Annotated in this window: 15 protein-coding genes; 9 read left to right on the top strand and 6 right to left on the bottom strand. The window is 72.8% G+C overall.

The genetic code is table 11. The features are described from left to right. Positions 1–190: 190 nt before the first annotated feature. Positions 191–1,846 (top strand): alpha/beta hydrolase, encoded by a 1,656-nt coding sequence (locus tag IFY26_RS00400; RefSeq protein WP_232547032.1) that lies wholly within the window; start codon positions 191–193, stop codon positions 1,844–1,846. A 222-nt stretch (positions 1,847–2,068) separates the two neighbouring features. On the opposite strand, the gene IFY26_RS00395 is transcribed toward IFY26_RS00400, so the two are convergent. From IFY26_RS00395 to IFY26_RS00380, 5 genes are all read right to left on the bottom strand, one after another. Further along, entirely contained in the window at positions 2,069–4,021 is a 1,953-nt protein-coding gene (locus IFY26_RS00395) for a S9 family peptidase (protein ID WP_232547031.1), read from the bottom strand. Positions 4,022–4,047: 26 nt separating this feature from the next. Beyond that, complete coding sequence (locus IFY26_RS00390; RefSeq protein ID WP_232547030.1) at positions 4,048–5,880, bottom strand: ABC transporter ATP-binding protein; 1,833 nt, start codon at positions 5,878–5,880, stop codon at positions 4,048–4,050. A gap of 161 nt (positions 5,881–6,041) precedes the next feature. Next, positions 6,042–6,185, bottom strand: a complete 144-nt coding sequence (locus tag IFY26_RS00385) for a hypothetical protein (protein ID WP_232547029.1) — start codon at positions 6,183–6,185, stop codon at positions 6,042–6,044. A gap of 25 nt (positions 6,186–6,210) precedes the next feature. Next, the gene (locus IFY26_RS17610) at positions 6,211–6,336 is read right to left on the bottom strand and encodes a hypothetical protein (protein WP_269778943.1); all 126 of its coding nucleotides are present in this window, start codon (positions 6,334–6,336) and stop codon (positions 6,211–6,213) included. Positions 6,337–6,573: 237 nt separating this feature from the next. After that, positions 6,574–7,281, bottom strand: a complete 708-nt coding sequence (locus IFY26_RS00380; protein WP_232547028.1) for a response regulator — start codon at positions 7,279–7,281, stop codon at positions 6,574–6,576. 197 nt (positions 7,282–7,478) lie between these two features. On the opposite strand from IFY26_RS00380, the gene IFY26_RS17605 reads away from it, so the two are divergent. The 3 genes from IFY26_RS17605 to IFY26_RS00370 all read left to right on the top strand — a co-directional run bounded on the left by IFY26_RS17605 (position 7,479) and on the right by IFY26_RS00370 (position 11,359). Continuing rightward, a complete protein-coding gene (locus IFY26_RS17605; protein WP_269778942.1) occupies positions 7,479–7,607 on the top strand; it encodes a hypothetical protein in 129 nt (42 codons plus the stop codon). Between the two features lie 9 nt (positions 7,608–7,616). Continuing rightward, positions 7,617–8,819 carry a sensor histidine kinase gene (locus IFY26_RS00375; RefSeq protein ID WP_232547027.1) on the top strand — a complete coding sequence of 401 codons (1,203 nt, stop codon included), beginning with the start codon at positions 7,617–7,619 and terminating at the stop codon, positions 8,817–8,819. 101 nt (positions 8,820–8,920) lie between these two features. Then, positions 8,921–11,359 carry a sensor histidine kinase gene (locus IFY26_RS00370; RefSeq protein ID WP_232547026.1) on the top strand — a complete coding sequence of 813 codons (2,439 nt, stop codon included), beginning with the start codon at positions 8,921–8,923 and terminating at the stop codon, positions 11,357–11,359. Here the strand turns inward: IFY26_RS00370 and IFY26_RS00365 are convergent. Continuing rightward, positions 11,337–12,062 carry a sirohydrochlorin chelatase gene (locus IFY26_RS00365; RefSeq protein WP_232547025.1) on the bottom strand — a complete coding sequence of 242 codons (726 nt, stop codon included), beginning with the start codon at positions 12,060–12,062 and terminating at the stop codon, positions 11,337–11,339. The two genes, IFY26_RS00370 and IFY26_RS00365, sit on opposite strands and share 23 nt — an antisense overlap. Positions 12,063–12,391: 329 nt before the next feature. On the opposite strand from IFY26_RS00365, the gene IFY26_RS00360 reads away from it, so the two are divergent. The 5 genes from IFY26_RS00360 to IFY26_RS00340 are packed head-to-tail and all read left to right on the top strand — an operon-like array spanning position 12,392 to position 19,038. After that, on the top strand, positions 12,392–14,641 hold the full coding sequence (locus tag IFY26_RS00360; RefSeq protein WP_232547024.1) for a hypothetical protein: 2,250 nt from the start codon (positions 12,392–12,394) through the stop codon (positions 14,639–14,641). Positions 14,642–14,643: 2 nt separating this feature from the next. Beyond that, complete coding sequence (gene pelF / locus IFY26_RS00355; protein WP_232547023.1) at positions 14,644–16,164, top strand: GT4 family glycosyltransferase PelF; 1,521 nt, start codon at positions 14,644–14,646, stop codon at positions 16,162–16,164. Further along, a complete protein-coding gene (locus IFY26_RS00350) occupies positions 16,161–17,441 on the top strand; it encodes a hypothetical protein (RefSeq protein WP_232547022.1) in 1,281 nt (426 codons plus the stop codon). The genes pelF and IFY26_RS00350 overlap by 4 nt, the downstream gene beginning before the upstream one ends. Next, on the top strand, positions 17,435–18,085 hold the full coding sequence (locus IFY26_RS00345; protein ID WP_232547021.1) for a spherulation-specific family 4 protein: 651 nt from the start codon (positions 17,435–17,437) through the stop codon (positions 18,083–18,085). The genes IFY26_RS00350 and IFY26_RS00345 overlap by 7 nt, the downstream gene beginning before the upstream one ends. Beyond that, positions 18,082–19,038: an endo alpha-1,4 polygalactosaminidase gene (locus IFY26_RS00340; RefSeq protein ID WP_232547020.1), complete on the top strand. Its 957-nt coding sequence runs from the start codon at positions 18,082–18,084 to the stop codon at positions 19,036–19,038. The genes IFY26_RS00345 and IFY26_RS00340 overlap by 4 nt, the downstream gene beginning before the upstream one ends. The last annotated feature ends 7 nt before the right edge of the window (positions 19,039–19,045 follow it).

The following is a 19,045-nucleotide window of genomic DNA, read 5'->3' as shown; positions in this document are numbered from 1 at the left end:
TCCTGCCCTGACGGTAGACAGCGCGCATTGCAGGCAATGACGCCGCCGGTAACGCCTGTGTCACCGCCGCTTCACACCACGCGGCCACCCCCCCGTGAGCGGGCGACGACTCTGCCCGAAAGCCCATGGCGTGGGCGTCGGCGCGGGGCGTGGAGTGGAGGTGACCGCCCCACGACCCGGAGGACCCGCCATGACCCCGCTCCCTCGCGCCCGACGCGCCCGCCCCCGCAGCCCTCGCACCCCCCGCGGACGCCGCACGCTCGCGTCCGCCCTGCTGGCGCTCACCTGCCTGGCGACGGTGACCGTGCCACCCCTGGCGGCGGACGCCGCCCCCACCACCTCCGCGCGCGAACGCGCCCGCGTCGACACCGTCCCCACCCCCACCCTGGCGTGGGAGCCGTGCGAGCTCGGCGAGTGCGCCACGGTCCGGCTGCCGCTCGACTACGACGAGCCCGGGGGCGCGAGCGTCGACATCGCCGTGACGCGGATCCCCGCCCGCGACCAGAGCCGCCGCCTCGGCAGCCTGTTCCTCAACCCCGGCGGGCCGGGGGCGTCGGGTGCTGCGTTTCCGCTGCGGGCCACGGAGTGGCTGGGTGAGGAGGTGCTCGACCGGTTCGACCTCATCGGCATGGATCCCCGCGGCACCAACGGCAGCACGAACACCCAGTGCTTCCCCACGGTGGCGAGGCTCGACCGGGTGACCGGCACGCTGGTCGGCATGTCGTTCCCCGTCACCGAGGCCGAGGAGAAGAGCTTCGTCCATGCCGCCCGCAGGCTCGCGAAGAGCTGCGCCGGCTTCGGCAGGGAAGTGGCCTCGGCCATCTCGACGGCCCAGGTGGCCCGCGACATGGACGTGCTGCGGCGCGCCGTCGGTGACGAGCAGCTCACCTACCTCGGCTTCTCCTATGGCACGTACCTCGGGCAGGTGTACGCCAACCTGTTCCCCGACCGGGTGCGGGCCATCGCCCTCGACGGCGTCGTCGACCCGACCGCCTGGGTCGGCACCGACGCCACCGCGCAGACGCCGATGAGCGTCCGGATGGACTCGGCAACAGCCACGAGCAAGGCCCTCACCGAAGTGCTGCGGCGCTGCGCGGCGGCGTCCGAAGCCTGCGGCGTCCCCGATCCGCAAGCCACCTTCGACCGCGTGGCGCAACGGCTGCTGGCGGGGCCCGTGACCGTGGCCGACCCTGAGGGCGCCTACGACGTGACCTACCAGATGTTCATCACCACGGTGATCTTCTCGTTGTACTCCGACGTCGGCGCCGAATCCGTGCCCGCCCTGGCAGCGATGCTCGACGAGCTGCAGTCCAGCGACCTCACCCGGGACGCCCGCGTCGACCTCTCCCGGCGCTACTCCCGGACGGCCGCGGCCTCGCTCCGCCGGGCGGCCGGCTACGAGAACACCCTCGAGCAGGTTCCGGCGATCATGTGCACCGACAGCCGCAACCCGCGCAGTCCCGCGGCCTGGGACGCCCTGGCCAACACTGAGGACACCCGTGCCCCCCACGTCGGCCGGTACTGGCTCTGGAACTCCGTCTACTGCGCCGGTCAGCTGTGGGGTGCCCACGACGAGGACGCCTACGCCGGCCCGTTCAACACCGTGACGGCCCACCCGCTGCTGGTCGTCGGCAACCTGTACGACCCGGCCACCAGCTACGAGGCGGCCCGTTCGACCGCCCGGCTGCTCCCCCGCAGCCGGCTGTTGACGAGCACCAACTGGGGCCACACCGCCTACGGCATCTCTCCCTGCGCCACCGCGCACGTGGACGCCTACCTCCTCGACGGCGTCCTGCCGGCCCCCGGCACGACCTGCGACGACGCCCACCAGCCGTTCGGCCGGTGAGCACTCCCGCCCCGAGCCACCCCCGGGATGACCCCACGTGGCGCACTTCCGCCTCACGTGGCGGGCCCCAACCCCACGTGGCGCAGTGGGGCCCACGTGGCGGGCCGCGCACGGGCCGCCACGTGAGCTGGGGTGCGCCAGGTGGGTTCAAGCCTCGCCACGTGAGGCGGCAGTGCGCCACGTGACGTGGGGGCGGACCGGTGGGCCGGGCCGACGCGCGGCTCAGGCTGCCACCTTGGCCCGTCGGCGCGCGACCGCGGCGCTGACCCAGTCGACCAACGCCGTGCGCGGCATGCCGGCGCCCCAGCAGTCGTGGGCGCCGTTCGGGTCGTACCAGAGCTCGACCGAGCCCCCCAGGGCCCGGTAGCCGAGCGCCCACTTCAGGCCCTGGCGGGGGTTGACCCGCACGTCGCAGCCGGCCACCACCACGAGCGCTTCGGCCGCCGACGGCGTCAGGTTCTCCACCGGGGAGATCGCGTGCAGCACCGCCACGTCGTTCGGGTTGGTCGGGTCACCCCATTCGTCCTCGTCGCTGGCCGAGGTCAAGGTGTCGCGTCGCACCAGGCTGGTCAGCGGGTCGACGAACCCGTTCACGACCACGCACACGTCCACCTCACCGGGGCACACGTTCACCATCGTCGCGGAGAGGAACCCCCCGGCGGACGCCCCGAGCGTCACGATGTCCGTGGCCTCGACGACGCCCACGCCGGCGCGCAGGTGGCGGATCGCGGCGGCGGCGTCCATCAGGGAGCGGCCGCGCTTCGCCCGCGTGCCGGCGAGGTGGCGCAGCTCCGGACCCCCGCCCCGCACGTGGGGGGTGGCCACGGCGAAGCCCCGGTCAAGCCACTGCTTGAGGTCGGGGTCGGAATCCAGGTCGAGATCGAGCCCGTAGGCGCCGTACAGCATGACGACCACCGGGCCCACGAAGCGGTCCCCCGCCGAGGCCGGCCACCGGAGGTCGAGATCGAAGGCGTACCCGTCGTCGGACGTGACGCGCTCCCGGCGGGCGCGGGCGAGCCCGGCGGCCCGCTGGGCGATGTCGGCCGGGTCGTTGCGGCACTCCCCGGCGCGGTTGAAGTACCAGACGAAGGGCGGGATGCCGCCGCTCATCTCGGTCGCCGCGAAGCCGATGGACGGTGTCACCTGGTTGTAGCGCAGGTCGAGCAGCCCGGGTGCGACCAGCAGGGGGGAGCGGCCCGTGGAGAAGCCGTCGATGTCGACGCGGTGCAGGGACTCCTCGCCGTCGCGGCTCACCCGGACGACGGCGTACCCCACCCCCGAGGTGATCTCGCGGGCCGCACCCACGCCGGACGCGCACGCCCAGGACCGCATGACCTGGCCGTCGTCGAGCAGGCTGGCCATCAGGGTCCAGGAACCGTCACCGTTGTAGAGCTGGACGAGGACGGGGAGGCCGTCCAGCAACGCCATGTCGAACAGGCTCGGGTCCTTCGGTGCGCCCGGGACGGCGATGGGTTGCGGGGGGTCCTGGCGCACGTCCACCACGTCCCACACCCGCTCCGAGCGGATGCCGTGACTCATCTTGAAGAAGCGTCGCACCGAGCAGGGCTTGATGCCGATGCCCCCGGTGGCCGAGTAGGCGATCACCTGCCGCGACTCCTCGAAGAGGTCGGGGTCGGCCCGAGCCACGATCGCCCGCTGCCCGCCGGTGACCTCCCGGTCGGGCTCCACGAACGCCAGGTGATGGCCGTCGTCGATGAGGCTGATGTCGGGGTAGACCCCCCTCACCAGCAGCTGGCGCACGGGACGGATCGTACCCGCGTCGTACAACAGCGCGACGTAGGCCTCCCGTTCCGGACGCCGCATGACGGTCACCCACCGCTGCCCCGACCCGTCGATGTCGGCGCGGGCCATCATCCAGCCCAACAGATCCTCCGCGTCGTCGTCGAAGCGCATCGGCGGCTCACCGTTGGTGACATCGGGGTGGCGGGCGTCCGGAATCATGGCCCCCCACAGCCGACCACCGCTGTCGGGTTCGAGGCGCAGCCAGGCGTCGCCCAGGGGGATGAGCTGGTAGCTGGGCCCATCGGACTCGGCACCGCCCGGGGTCGCATGGCTGGGATCCCCGTCGACCTCGCAACCGTGGGTGGCCAACGCGGCGAGCAGCTGCTCGGCGTCGAGGTCGTCGACCCAGGACAGGTCGGGCAGGTCGAGCACGGGATCTCCTCTACGGGGCGACGGGGTCACTGGGCGATGAGGGAACGGAACAGCGACGATCGCGCCGCCACCTCGGTGGGATGGCCGTTCTCGACGAGCCGGCCCCGGTCCATGACGAGCACCTGGTCGGCCCAGTCGGTGCCGAACCGGCCGTGGCCGGCGGCGAGCACCGTGATGTCGCCCATCGTGGTGCGGATCAGCTCCATGATCTGCATCCGGTTGAGCACGTCGAGACCGGAGGTGATCTCGTCCAGCAGAAGCATCCGCGGCGAGCGGAGCAGCGTGCGCGCGATGGCGAGGCGCTGCCGCTCGCCCCCCGAGAAGGCGTAGGCCGACTCGCCGACGGGGGCGTCCAGACCCTCGTCGCGGTCCCGGATCGTGCCCAGCAGCCCGACGTGGTCGACCATCTCCCAGCAGGCCTCATCGGAGATGTCGGTGCGCCCCAGCAGGAGGTTGTCGCGCACGGTGCCGGCGAACAACGGGCAGGCCTGTTCGATGTAACCGATCTGGCTGCGGTAGACGTCCTCGTCGCGATCCTCGATGGGGACGCCGTCCACCAGGATCAACCCCTGGCTCGGCACCAGGAACCGCTCCATGAGCGAGAGGATCGTCGACTTGCCCGAGCCGGACGTGCCGGTGAGCACCACCCACGAGCCGGCCCGCACGTCGAAGGAGACGTCCGCGATCGCGTGTTCGCGGTCGGTGGAGCCGCCCGTGGCGTACCGCACCGAGACGTTGCGGAAGCTGATGTCGCCCTCGATGACGTCGGGGTTCGCGCGGGGCCGGTTTCCGTACTCCTCGAGCGACATCGCGTCGAGCTCGGCGCGGATGAGCTGCGTGTCGCGCGGCAGTCGTTCCGTGACGGCCTTCAACTCGACGAGCCGCTTGAGGGCCCCGAGGGTCTCGGCCATCAGCATGACCGTGTCCGTCGACCCGGCGATGGGGCCGATCAACATCATCGTGTACATGAAGAACGCGACCAGGGAATCCACCGCCAGGGCGCCGGTCTGCACCCGCGCGAACGCGATGAGGATGATGACGAGCATGGTGCCCTGCACGAGGGCGGACACCATCGGCTCCATGAATGCCTGGGCCCGGGCCGACTTGTTGGACGCGTCCTGCAGCCGCTGCGAGGTGCCGGAGAGGCGTCCGATGGCGAACGCGTTCGCGACGAACGCCCGGATGGTCAGCACCGAGTCCAGGGCCCGCGTCATCTCGGCGACGTAGGCGCCCTGCGCCTCCTGGCGCTCGAACGCCACGCCGGTCAGGCGGCTGGAGGAGACGATGATGACGACCAGGGCCAGCACGCACAGCCCGACCGCGGAGACGGTGAGAATCGGGTCGAGCACCACCATCTGCACGAGCGAGCCGACGACGAGCACCATGCTGCCGAGCGCCTGGATCGGCCCGCGGGTGAAGACCTCGCCCATCTTGTCCGAATCGATCGAGCACCGGGCCACGAGATCGGCCGTGGGATGCTCGACGAGTTTTTCGGCCGGGACGCGCAACGCGATGGCCGCCGACTGGTCGCGGAAGGTGCGCACCAGCCGGTTGCCCGCATAGGCGACCACGAGGTTGACGCCGGCGGTCACGAGGGACGCGAACAGCGCGGCCCCGACCAGCAGACTCCCCATGGTGATCAGCTGCGGCATGTCCAGGGACTGCAGCGCCCCGACGAGGGAGCCGGTGAGGGCGGGCTGGACGAGGGACGCGAGCGAGGCGACCACCGTGCCCAGGAACGCGACCACCATGGCGCGGGGGTCGGAGCGCAGAATGAGCAGGAGCCGCCGCAGCGGGTGGGTCGGCGGGTCGGTCAGGAGGTCGCCGATGCGCTCGGCGCTGGAGACGTGCGAAGGCATCAGCGATCACCTTTCTGTGGTGGGCTCACCCCCGGCGGGGGTGAAAAGGGGATGTACTTTCGGCCACCGGGGTGGCACGATGGTGGGGGTTCAGGGAGTTCGCTCCGGTCGGATAGGCGCCGACCGGCACGGGCTCCCTGATGCGTCCGTGGCGCGATGGGTCAAAGCCGCCCGAACGCCTGGCACATCACGACGCTGACGGCGCTGTTGTAGCACTGGAAGACGCTGACCATCGACACCTTTTCCTCCGACGGAACCGCCGGGGTGTCGTCGGAGCGATTCTGAAGCCTGAGCACGTCGCTCACGGTGTGCCTCCTCGGGGTGACGGATTCAGTAGCGCCAGCACAGGGCTTGGCTCTGGTGGGAATTGCGGCAGGCGAAGTAGGAGACGTAGGAGTCCTTCTCCTCGTCGGGGACGTCGGGATCGTTGTTCTGCATGTCGATGATCTCGGCCATGGAACTCACCTCCTTGTGCTGTCCGGTGTGACCTTCACACGCGGCATGTGTGTGTGTTTCTGCCGCCAGTCAACTGCCCCGGTCGGGAGGGGTCAATCAATTGCAGTGAAGGCTGCCCGTTGGTTAGGGGGCCTGCCCGATCGGTCCGCCCCAACGTCGGCACTGCTATGACAGACGGCCCCGGAGCGGGCAACTCCGGGGCCGAGAGGGTGGGGCCGCACGCGACCGGCGAACTTCTCAGCGGGCAGCCATGTGCTCGCTGACGGCGGGCAGGGAATGAGGATCGACGATGTTGAGCTGGATGGCCCGGACGAGGATCTGGGTGCGGGACTTGACGCCCATCTTGTCGCCGACGTGGGCCAGGTACTGCTTCACCGACCCCTCCGAGACGTACATCTGCCGGCCGATCTGGACATTGGTCAGCCCCTGGGTCAGCCATCCCAGCAACTCGGTCTCCCGCGGGGTGAGGCCGATGTCGACGGGCTGGCGGCCCACCGGGTTGTCCGAGGTGACGGAGTCCACGAGCTGCCGTCGCACGGACGCCGACATCGGCATGTCCCCACGCATCGCCTGTTCGATGCCGGCCACGAGGTTGTGCGCGCCGGTGTCCTTCAAGAGGTAGCCGGACGCCCCCGCCCGCAGCGCCGCGACGATGTACTCGCGGGTGCCGAACGTGGTGAGGGCCACCACGCAGGCGTTGCTCCAGCGGGCACAGATGCGCGAGGTGGCCTCAATGCCGGAACAGGTCGGCATCTGCAGGTCCATGAGGACGACGTCGGGGAGCAGGGTGGCGTAGGTGTCGTGGGCCTCGTTGCCGTTGCGAGCCTCACCGACGAGGGTGTAGGTCGGGGTCGTCCTGAAGAACGACCGGTACGCTTCGCGGACCAGGGCGTCGTCGTCGGCGACGAGGACCCGGACCGCTCGGGTGCTGGGTGCGGTACTCATGGCCCCCATCCAACGGCAGCGTGCTGGCCGCCTGACAGTTCACTTCCGGCCAACGTCTCGGCGTGTCCCCTGAGATGACCGCGCCGGACGAGTCGTGACGACCACTGTGTCCATTGGTGAATGGTGCCCGCCCGCCGTCGAAGCGGAGGCTGGCGGAGGTCACCCACCGTGACCACACCCTCGTGAAAGGCACCCCGATGAAGAAGTTCCTCTCCACGCTCATGATCTGGCCGCTGGTGGCCCTGGGGCCCGTCGCGCCGTCCGTCGGCGGGGATCGGCCCGACTCCTGCCTCTGGTTCCCGTGGTTTCCGGCCTGCCCCCGGTGACACACCCCCATGAGCGCCCTCTCGATGAACACCTCCGAGGCGACGGCCTTCGCGCTGGTTCGGCGCCTGCGCAGTCTCGCGACCACCGACCTCGTCCGCGTCCTGCTGGCGGCGGTCATCCTGTTCCTGCTCATCGACCTGGTCCGGCTCAGCGTCACCTCACCCACCGAGTTCGAGACCCGAGCGCTCGTCACCACCATGGACGTGACGGCCTACGTCGCGATCATCTGCGCTCTGTGGCGGCCCCGGTTGGGGCTGGCGCTGGCGGCCGCCCCCCTGGCCACCGCGCTGTTCTGGCCCTCGACCAGCATGGACGCGGTGCTTCTCACCGTGGTGACCGCGCTGGCCGTCCTCCAGCTCGCGCGGCGACCGGCGCTGCTGGTGAGCGCCGGCCTCGCCGGCTACGTGGCCCTGCGTGTCGCCGTGGTTCCCGGCGCGGAGCCGCGCCTCTTCACCCTGCTCGTGCTCGGTCTCAGCCTGGCGGTTGGGCTGGTGGCCGGATGGGTGGGACACGTCGTCCGCGAACGCGGCGAGCGGACGGAACGCTCAGCCTTCCGGATGGCCACCGAGAACGCCCGCATCCGAGCCGATGAACGTCGCGCCCTCTCGGCGGACCTGCACGACGTGGTCGTCCACCACCTCTCCACCGCCTCCCTGCACCTGATGGCGGCCCACGGCAGCGGCGAACCAGCAGTGCTGCGCCGGGCCCTGACCGCGGTGGAGCGGTCCAACGCGGCCGCGCTGAGTGAGCTCCGCCTCCTTGTCCGGGTGCTCCGCGACGACCCGGCCACGGGCGCGTCCGGCACCGAGATCCGCGAGCTGGCCGAACGCGAGTCGCCCACCCAGGCGGGTGCCGACGGTCAGCTGCTGCTCATCCAGGCGGGGTTCGAGCCGGCCGTGCGCGTGCCGGCCGCGGCAGACGGGCTCGACATGACCGTCCAGCGGACGCTGGCCCGGCTGATCAACGAGACGGTCCGCAACCAACAGCACCACGCCCTGCCCGGGTCGCGGTGCACGATCGAGGTGCAGGTCAGTGACCACCAGGTCTCGTTCCACGGCCGCAACCCACGGGCTTCGGACGCCCCCGCCGACCCGGCGTGGGGCTGGGGCCTGCGCGGCCTCCGCGAGCGGATCAGCCTCACGGGCGGAACCTTCAGCGCCGGGCCCGTCGGCGAGGAGTGGATCGTCGCGGCGACCATTCCCCACGAATGACCGCGTTCACCCCCACGCGGGTCCGCCGTGGGACGCCCCTGACCCCGCGTCAGGGGTCGTCTACGCTGAGGACGGAATCGCCACCCACAGGATGCACACAGATGTGGAATTCGCCCGCCCGTCAACCTGACCTGCACCCTCGCGATCGGAGCGATGCGGGGATCGACCGGAAGGACGCCGCGGCCCGCCGCGGGCGTGCCGCCCTGCCGCGACCGCTGCGGGCGATGCGCTGGGTGCTGATCGCGGTGGCCCTCGTCGATCTGACCTCCACCCTCTCGACGCATGCGGCCTCGGGCGTCGGCGCCCCGGTGGCCGTCCCCATCGCGCTCTCCTCAACCCTTGCCGTGGTGACCACGGTGTTCCGACCCAAGCTCGGCGTGCTCCTGTCCGCCATCCCCCTGGCCTCCACGTTCGTGGTCATCCTCGGCCAGGGCGTTCTCCCGCTGCTGGTCGGCATCCTCGTCATGACCGCGGTCGGTTCCCGCCGGGCGGTGCTCCTGACGCTCACGGCGTACCTCGCCCACACGGTGGCGGTCGGCCTGCGCACCCAGCCCTCGACCTTCGGGCTCAGCATCGCCCTCGTGCTCGGGGTCGTGGCCGTGGGCCTCGTCACCCGCGCCCTGATTGCCCGGAGCCACCGCGTCCAGGACGACATCGCGCGGCTGCAGCGCGAGACCGAGCGGATCGCCCGCGACGAACGGGCAGCGCTGGCCGACGAACTCTCGACGCTCCTGACCGACGGGCTCGCCGACCAACAGCGCGTGCTGGGCCGCAGCCTCGCCGCGCCGGACGCCGCCGGGATGCACGGCGCCCTCGCCGGCATCGAGGCCTCCTCCCGCGAGGCGCTGGCGCAACTCCGGGGGCTCGTGTCCACCCTGCGGGGGCGTCCCTCCGACGACCCGGCGGACGGCGGAGGTGAACCGACCGATCTGGTGATGGTGGCCGAGGAGGCCGAGGACCTCCTGGTCGGGCATGGTCACCCGGTCGCCCTGGAGATCGCGCGTCCGCCCGAGGGCGCCGGCGACTTCAGCAGCGACCTCCTCGCCAACGCCCTCCGCGCCGCCGTCCCGCTCGTGGCGTCCCACGCACCGGCCGGCGTGGAGTGCACCCTGCGCCTTGCCCACACCCCGGACGCCGCCGTCCTCGAGATCTCCCACCCGAGCCTCGACGAACCGGCCCCGCTCACCACCCCGCTGCGCTCGGTCCAGCAGCGCGTGGAGGCGACGGGTGGCGCCATGGACCTGACCACCGACGGGGGCCTCTGGCGCCTCCGCGTGACCCTGCCGACCCGGCCCGTGGCAGCGTCCGCCGCCCCCCGTGACTCACTGCGCCACCTGTTGCGGCGCCGGAAGCTCGACGAGGTGCTCCAGTGGGGCGCCCTACTGCCCCTCACCGCGGCGACGGTCCTGGTGGCCGCCGAGGCCATCACGCTTCACCAGCAGCACGCTCCGTGGCACACCACCGCCCTGTGGGCGCTCGTGCTGCTCGGCACCACCGCGTCGGTGTGGCGCTGGTGGCTCGGCATCGGCGTGCAGGTCGCCGTCCTCGTGCTCTCGCTCCTCTGGGCGCGCGCGGACGTGCTGGCCGGCCAACCGGCGCAGGCATCCCTGGTGGTGTTGACCGCGCTGGCCGTGATCCGCGACACCCGGTGGGGGTGGGTGATGGCGGGCGGCTGGCTGCTCTACACCGCGGCCTGGTTCGGCGGGGTCGACCCGCGCCTCATGACCCTCTCCCTGGTCGATCCCGGGCTGGGTGTGATCATCGGCCTCGTCATGCAGTACTTCCTCCGCCTCCGCACGCACCAGTTGGGCCAGCTGCGCGACGAGACCCTGCGCCACGACGAGGCTCGAGACAGCGTCCGCAAGGAGCTGGCCGGGGAATTGCACGACATCGTCGCGCACCAGCTCTCGCTGATCACCATGCAGGTCGGCGCCCACGCCCGCGAAAGCGATCCGTCCGCCGTGCGGAACACCCTCGAGCGTGTCGCCACCATCAACCGCTCCGCCCAGGCCGACCTGGCCCTGCTGCTGCACGTCATGCGCGCCGAACCGGCCTCGGCGGACGCCGCGCCCGCGGATGCCGATGCGGCGTGGCTCACCCCCACCCGGGCCGCGCACGCCGCGGCCGCCACGCTGCGCGACGCCGGCCGCCAGGTGAGCGTGGACGTCGATCCGGCGGTCGATCTGACCGATCCGAGCACCCAGAAGACCCTCACCCGCATCATCCGTGAGGCCGCGACCAACATCCTGCGCTACTCCGCCGCCGGGGCGTCCTGCTCGCTCCGCGCGACCCGCGACGACGCCCACCTGGAACTCACGATCACCAACGCCCTGCCCGCGACGCCCTTGCGCTCCGACCACTCCACCGGGTTCGGCCTCCTGGGCCTGGACGAGCGGGTTCGGCTCACCGGCGGCACCCTCACCGCGGGACCGGTGGGTCAGAGCTGGCAGGTGCGCGCCATGCTACCGACGCGCTTGCACGTGGATCCGAGCCCGCGCCCGCCCGAGGACTCGGGGGTCAGGCGTCCGGCCGCGGCGTGAGGCCGTCCGGAACCAGCTCGGACGCTCCGGCCCGGTAGCGCTCCACCACCACGTCGATCAGCCGCGGGTGGACGCCGAGCGGTGCGCTGACCGCGTCCGCACCCGCGCGCTCGAGCTTGCGCTGGAAGAACCCCCGACCCACCAGATAGGACGCCGCCGCCACCGGCCCGTCGGTCTGCGCCCGGGCCGCCGCGACGGCGTCCGGCACGGTCGGGGAGGCCGCCGAGAGGAAGCCGACCGTGACCGGGCCGTCCCACCGAGCGGCCACCGCGTCCCCCACCCCGTGGCCGACGGCGATGGCCGCGGGACGCGACGAGCCGGCGACCGCGACCACCAGCGGCGTGCCGGGCGCAACGGACGCCTCCGCGAGCCGGCCGAGCAGGGCGTCCACGAGGGCCTCGTGCGGGCCGAGCGGGCCGGTCGAGACGACGCGCCCGGGGTGGCGGCCCACCGCCCTCGCCACGTCGACCTCGGTGTGGAACCCGAGGGTGAGCAGCACGGGCACCACGACGACGGACAGGCCTGCCGCAACGAGCTCGTCCACCACCTCGCCCAGGGTGGGGCTCTGGACGTCGACGTAGGCGTCCCGCACCACGACGCCGGGCAGTCGCGCCGCCACCGCGGCGGCGATGCCGAGCACCGTCGCGCGGCCGTCGGGGTCGTCGGTGCCGTGGGCGCACACGACGACGGCTGGCTGGTTCACGGGTCCACGGTAGCGGGGTGGGCATGTCACCCCCGTGGGGGACTTTCGGGGGCGATCATCGGCCGAGCGGCCGTGCCGGCTCGCCCGGCCGGACGCGACCAACCGGGCGCGGCACCCCCTGCCACTACTGGGGATGCCGCGGCGGCCCCTGTGACTCTCCTGTGAAGGCCGTCCAAGGGCGCCGCCGCCGGGCATCCGGCCCCCCTGAGGGGGTCTTGACGGCGGCCGAACGGGAGTTTCACCATGAGAGGGCCGGTGCGGTTGGGGGGCCTCCCGGCACCGATTGTGGTGTTTCCCCCACGGGTGCTGGGGGGAGCACTGTGGTTCCAATGTCATGCGTCCGCGTCTGGGGCGGACTGGTCGGTTCGATCATCATTCTTCTCGCCGGTGCGGCTGCGCCGGCCACGGCCGCGACGGCCGTCCGCGCCGACATTCGGCTCAACGTGCTCGTGCTCGACGACGGCCAGCCCATGGTCGCCGCCCTGGCGGCGCGGCTGGCGTCCGAGGGGCAGCCGACCACGGTGGTCGACCTGAACGCGGCCGACCGGCCGACGCTCACCGCCGACTTCCTCGCGACGACGGACGCCGCCGGTGCGCACGGCCAGTTCTCGGGCGTCGTCGCGCCGAACGAGGCGCCCAGCCAGCTCAGCGAGGCCGAGCGGCAGGTGTTGGCCCAGTACGAGCGCACGTTCGGCGTCCGCGAGGTGGCGGCCTACACGTGGGCGCACCCCGAGGTGGGCCTGAACTACGCCGCCAACCCCGGCTACGTCGGGGCCGTCGACGGGCTGACCGCCACCGTGACGCCGGCCGCGCTCGCCGCCGACTTCCGCTACCTGAAGGGCACGTTCACCCTCGACGACCTCGACCCGCGCGTGGACGAGTCCTGGGGCTATCTGGCCACACCGCTGGCCCCGACGGCCACCACCTCATTCACGCCGCTCGTGACCGCGCCGATCCCGGGCTCGGCCGAGGCCGGCTCGCTGCTCGGCGTCTTCACCCACGACGGCCGCGAGCAGTTGGTCACGACGTTCGCGTCCAACCGCCACCAGGCGCACTTCCAGGTGCTCGCGCACGGCATCGTGGCGTGGCTCACCCGCGGTGTCACCCTGGGCACGTCGCGCAACTACCTCAGCGTTCACATCGACGACGTCCTGCTGCCCGACAGCCTGTGGAGCGTCGAGGGCAACTGCACCATCGGTGACGACTGCGACCCGGCCGTGTATCCGCCCGAGGGGCCGGGCGCGACCGTCCGCATGACGAAGGCCGACGTGACGGCGCTACTGGCCTGGCAGAAGCGGACCGGCGTGAAGCTCGACATGGTCTACAACGGGTTCGGGGCCACCGAGTACAAGAACGACCACAAGACGTTGATCGACCCGCTCGAGATGGCACTGCTGCTCAACAAGTACCAGCTCCGCTGGATCAACCACACCTGGTCGCACCCGTGGTTGGGCTGCACGCAGAACTACACCGCCCTCGGCACGTGGCAGTGCGGCACGGACGCCACCGGCGCCGTGGCGTGGACGTCGCTGGCGACCCTGAACTCCGAGATCGGCAAGAACAAGAGCTACGCGCAGTGGAACCTGCTGCCCAACTACGACGCCAAGGCGCTCGTCACCGGCGAGCACTCGGGCATCCGCGCGTTGCCGCAGATGCCGAACGACAACCCCAACCTCGCGACGGCGCTGGCCCAGCAGAAGATCGCCTGGATCGCCACGGACAACTCCCGCGAATCGACGGTGCGGACGATCGGGCCGGCCACCACGGTGCCGCGCTACCCGATGGCCGTGTTCTACAACGCCGCCACGAAGCAGCAGATGGCCGACGAGTACAACTGGATGTACACGGCGGCGGCCGACGGCGGTTCGGGCTACTGCGAGGCGCACCCGGAGACGACGACGTGCATCGCCCCGCTCGACCTCGCCACCGGGTACGACAGCTACATCGCGCCGCTCGAGGCGCGCATCGACCTCGGCCACGTGCTCGCCAACGACCCCCGGCCGCACTATGCGCACCAGTCCAACTTGGCCGGGGAGCGCATCCTCTACCCGGTGGTGGACCAGATCCTCACCCGGTACCAGGCGCTGTTCGCGACGAACGCACCGGTGGTGAACCCCACGATGGTCGAGGCCGGGACGGAGCTGCTGCGCCAGAGCACCTGGCCCACCCAGCAGGCGAGCATCTCGGCGACGCTCTCCGGTCAGCAGGTGACGGTGACGAACCGTGCCGGTAGCGCCGTGACGGTGCCCGCCACCGCCCCCGCGGGCACGAAGGCGGCGGTGGGACGCACGGCCTGGACGATGCCCAGCTACGGCGGGCAGGCGTCCGGCGCCCGCAGCGTCCCCGCGGGCCAGACGCTCACGCTGACGCTGCCCGCGGCGAGCGGGTACGCCACGTCGGTCGTCTGGCCGGTCGTGCCCGACGTGCCCGTCGCCACGCCGAACCCGGCGGTCGAGGCGCAGGAGCCGACCGTCGAGCTCCCCGTCCTCACCGAGGCGCCGCTGGCCCCCGAGGAGCCGATGGCGGGGGAGTCGGCACACGAACCGGCAACCGCGCCGAAGGTCGCAGCGGGGCGCTGACCATGCGCATCGCACTGCTGAACGAGGGCACCTACCCCGTGGCGAAGGGAGGGGTGAGCACCTGGTGTGACCAGCTGCTCACCCACCTGCCCGAACACACCTTCGACGTGGTGACGATCGTCGGGCTGGAGCGCACCCCGGTGTGGGACGCCCCGGCCAACGTGGCCTCGACGACGTGCGTGCCGATGTGGGACGCACACGTCGGCACCCGCCCCTGGCGACCCCGGACGACCGGCCGCGAGCTCCGCCGCACCCGCGAGGCACTGCGGGACCTGTGGGCGGCCGTCCTGCCCAGCAACCCCGCCGACCCGGAGAACATCGACCGGCTCCGCGACGCGCTGGGCCGGCTGGCCGTGCCGAGCTACCAGGCGCTGGACTGGCTGCTCACCCAGACCGGCTCCACCCGTCCGATCCTGGAGGCCTGGCAGGCCCACCGCGTCCACGTGCCCGGCACACCGGCGCTCACGGCGTCGGACGCCGCCGCCGCGGCCGTGCACGCCGACCGGGCTCTCGCCCTCATGGACGCCGACTGGCCCGAGGTGGACGTCATCCACGCCACCTCGAACGGCCCGGCCGCGCTCATGGCGCTGGCCCGCCACTGGCGCACCGGGACGCCGCTGCTGCTCACCGAGCACGGCGTGTTCCTGCGCGAGCGCTACCTGGCCCTGCACGCGGCCGGGTGGCCGTGGAACGTCCGGTACGTGCTGTTGGCCTTCCTCCGCTCGGTGTGCACGCTGGCCTACACCGACGCCGAGATCATCGCGCCCGTGAACTTCTTCAACGGCCGCTGGGAGACCCGCCTCGGCGCCGACCCCGAGCGCATCCAACCGGTGTACAACGGCGTCGACCCCTCCCTGTTCCCGATGTTGGAGAGCGAGCCCGCCGATCCGGTCGTCAGCTTCGTCGGCCGCATCGACCCGCTGAAGGACCTGGCAACCCTGATTGACGCGTTCGCCCTCGTCATGGCGCGGGTGCCGGACGCCCGGCTGCGCCTCTTCGGCCCCGTACCGGCGGGCAACGAGGCCTACCACGCCACGCTCGTGGAGCAGGTGGCGCTGCTGGGGCTGGGCGAGGTGGTGACCTTCGAGGGGCCGGCGCCCTCGGCGCGTCCGGCCATCGAGGCCGGGCAGGTCGTGGCGTTGTCGTCCATCTCGGAGGGGCTGCCCTTCACCGTGCTGGAGGCGATGATGCAGGGCCGCCCGACCGTGAGCACCGACGTCGGTGGCGTCGCCGAGTGCACGGGCCGCGACGGCGCCGCCGGGCTCATCGTGCCGCCGCGCGAGCCCGCAGCGATGGCGGACGCCCTCGTCACCCTCTTGACCGACGCCGACGCCCGCCATGCCATGGGGCTGGCAGCGCGGGAGCGGGCCCTCGAGGTCTTCTCGCTGCAGGTGTTCGCCGACACCTACCGCGCGGTGTACGACGATGCTGCGGCCCGGGCCGTCTCGGCGCGCGTGGCAACCCTCGTGCCCGACCGGGCGGGGGGCGTCCGGGCCGCCGCCACCGTTTTGGAGCCGGCATGAGCGCCAGCGGCTACACCGGCACGCCGGGGGAGGCGTGGGCGAGCATTCCGGCCACCGTGGCGGGGTCGGTCGACGTGTTCGACGCCACGGCGCGGCTCGAGTCCCAGGGGTTCGGGGACGCCCACGCCATCCGCGCCGGCTACCACGACGCGTTCGACCACGCGGCGCATCTGCTGGCCGACCAGGGGCACGGCGCCGTGGTGACGCCCCGACCCGCGGCGGGCCTCGCGCCCGCCATCGCCCGCGCGCTGGCGTTGCTGGGTGGCGTGGTGCTCTGCGTCATGACCCTCGCCAACGGCGACCATCCGCCCGCCGTCTTCGCCGCCGGGGCGGCGTCCTGGCTGGGCGGGCAGATCCTCGGCGCGGTCCTGTGGTGGGGGCTGGGGCAGGGGCGGCTCGCCGCGGCGTCCGCCACCGCCCTGCGGCTCGCGATCGCGGTGGTCGTGTGCTGCGCGGTGGTCGCTCTCGCCTGGGCCCAGCCGGCGATCGTCGCCTGGGCGGCGTGGGGGGTCGTCGGGGCGGTGGGCACCTGCCTGCTCGCCGGCTGGCGGTTCACCGGCATCGTCGCCGCGGGGGCCGCACTGTCGCTGACCGGGCTCGCCCTGCCGGGCACCCGGTTCGACGGTGCGGTGGCCTACGCCGTCATCGCCGGCGCCACCGGCTGGGCACTGCTCGTGCTCGCCCGCCGGGCCGGGGGTGCCGCTCCCGCCTGGACGCCCGCCCTGACCCGTTCGGTCGGCTGGACGACCCTGCAGGTCGCGGCCCTGCTCGGCATCCTGGCCCTGCTGTTCGGCCGGCTCGGGCCCGCGTTCATCGTGATCGCCACCGCCGGCCTGCTGGCGTCGGCCGCCGCCGACCCCCTGCACGAGTTCTGCGCCCGCTCGGCGCGCAGCGTGGCCTCGGTGTCGACGACCTGGCGCATCGCCCTGTGGGCCAGCGGCACCGTGGGGGTGCTCGCGGTCTGGGCGGTCACGGGGGTCGGCGAGCTCACGGGCTGGGCCACGGCCGCCGTGCTCGGCCTGCCGTGGACGGTGCCCCTGGCCACCGCGGCCATCGCCGTCTCGGCACTGACGGCGGCGGCGTCCATCCTGCTGCGCTCGGGGCACGCGCCCACCTCCGCCCTCATGTGCCTGGCCGGCATGGCCACCCTCGCGGCCGCGGTCTGGCTGGCCGACGGCTCGACCGACGCCGTGCGCTACGGTGCCTGGATGGCGGCCAGTCTCGTTCTCACCACCGCGGTCGGCGCGTCGCGCCACGCCTCCCCGAGCGCATGGTGACCCTGACACCGGACGGGCCCCAGCTGGCGGCGCCGTTCTACCTGCACCCGGCCGAGCACCCCACGGCCTGGGAGTTCCTCCGGCAGGGTCCGCTCGGCCTCGCATTCGCCGTGGTCAACGTGGCCAGCGGGCCGGGCCCGGAGGGCGACCCCTACTACACGGAGGCCCTGCGCCCCGGCATCCGGACGCCGCTGCTCGGGTACGTGAACACCGGGTACGGGCAGCGGGACGCCGACGCCGTCCGTCGCGACGCCGCCACGTGGCGCGAGCGGTACGGGGTGAGCGGCGTGATGTTGGACTGCGTGAGCACCGACGCGCCCAGCACCACGCTGGAGCTCATCGGCGCCCTGCGCGCCGACGGGGCGACGAAGGTGGCGCTGAATCCCGGGGCACCGTGCGCGCCGGAGGTCGTGGCGGCAGCCGACGTCACCTGCGTGTCGGAGTGCGCGTGGAGCACCTACGCCGGTCTGGCCTGGCCGGACCGCCCTGCCGCCGGGCCCACGTGGCACCTCGTGCACGGCGTGCCCCTCGCCGACATCACGGCGGCACGCGACGTCGCGGCGCGCCGCGGGGCGGCGTTCGTGTGGGTCACCGATGCGACCCTCCCCAACCCCTATGCACGGCTGCCGGAGGCGTGGCCGTGACCCACCCCCGGCGCGCCGGCTCCACCCCCACCCGGCTCGTCGTCGCGCTCGTCGCGATCGCGGGGTTCGCGATCGCGGGCTGCGGGGTGACGGGCTGCGCGGCCGCGAGCGCCGGACCGGCGTCCCCGGACGCCCGCCGTGCCCACCCGACATCCCCTGCCGCGCCCACCCCGGCCGACACCGCAGCACCGGTCGCAGCCTCGGGCGGGCCGTCGGCCTCGCCCGCAGCGGAGACGGCCGGGGCGACGCCGGAGGTCTGGGCTCCCGAGCAGGGCGCCCCCTGGCAGATCGCTTACGCCGAGATGCCCGCGCTGGAGCCGGGGGTCGGCGTCTACGACGTCGACGGTGAGGACGCCCCGGCCGACTGGGTGGCCGCGGCGGAGGCGTCCGGGGCACGGACGATCTGTTACGTGAACGCCGGCGGCTGGGAGGACTGGCGCTCCGACGCCGACGCCTTTCCCGCCCCCGTGCTGGGCGAACCCCTCGACGACTGGGAGGGCGAGCGCTGGCTCGACACCCGCCAGCTCGACGTGCTGCTCCCGATCATGACCGCGCGCCTGGACGCCTGCGCAGCCAAGGGATTCGACGCGGTCGACCCCGACAACGTCGACGGGTACGGCGCCGAGACGGGGTTCGACCTGACGCGGGGCGACACGGTGGCCTATGTGCGGGCCCTCGCCGAGGCCGCTCATGCCCGGGGCCTTTCGCTCGGGCTGAAGAACGCCGTGGAGGTGCTGCCCGAACTCGGCGGCGTCGTCGACTTCGCGGTGAACGAGGAGTGCGTCGCGTACGCCGAGTGTGACGCGTACGCCCCGATGCTGGCGGACGGCAAGGCGGTGTTCCACATCGAGTACGCCGGCGACGCGGCCGCGGTGTGCGCGGCGGTGCCCGCCGGGTTCTCGACGGTGCTCAAGGATGACGAGCTCACCGCCGCCGTCGAGCGCTGCGGCTGACGCGGGG

Origin of the sequence: Propioniciclava soli, from assembly GCF_014858005.1 — a bacterium.
In the GTDB taxonomy this organism is placed as follows: Bacteria; Actinomycetota; Actinomycetes; order Propionibacteriales; family Propionibacteriaceae; genus Propioniciclava; species Propioniciclava soli.
This window is presented reverse-complemented; position numbering and strand designations above follow the sequence as displayed.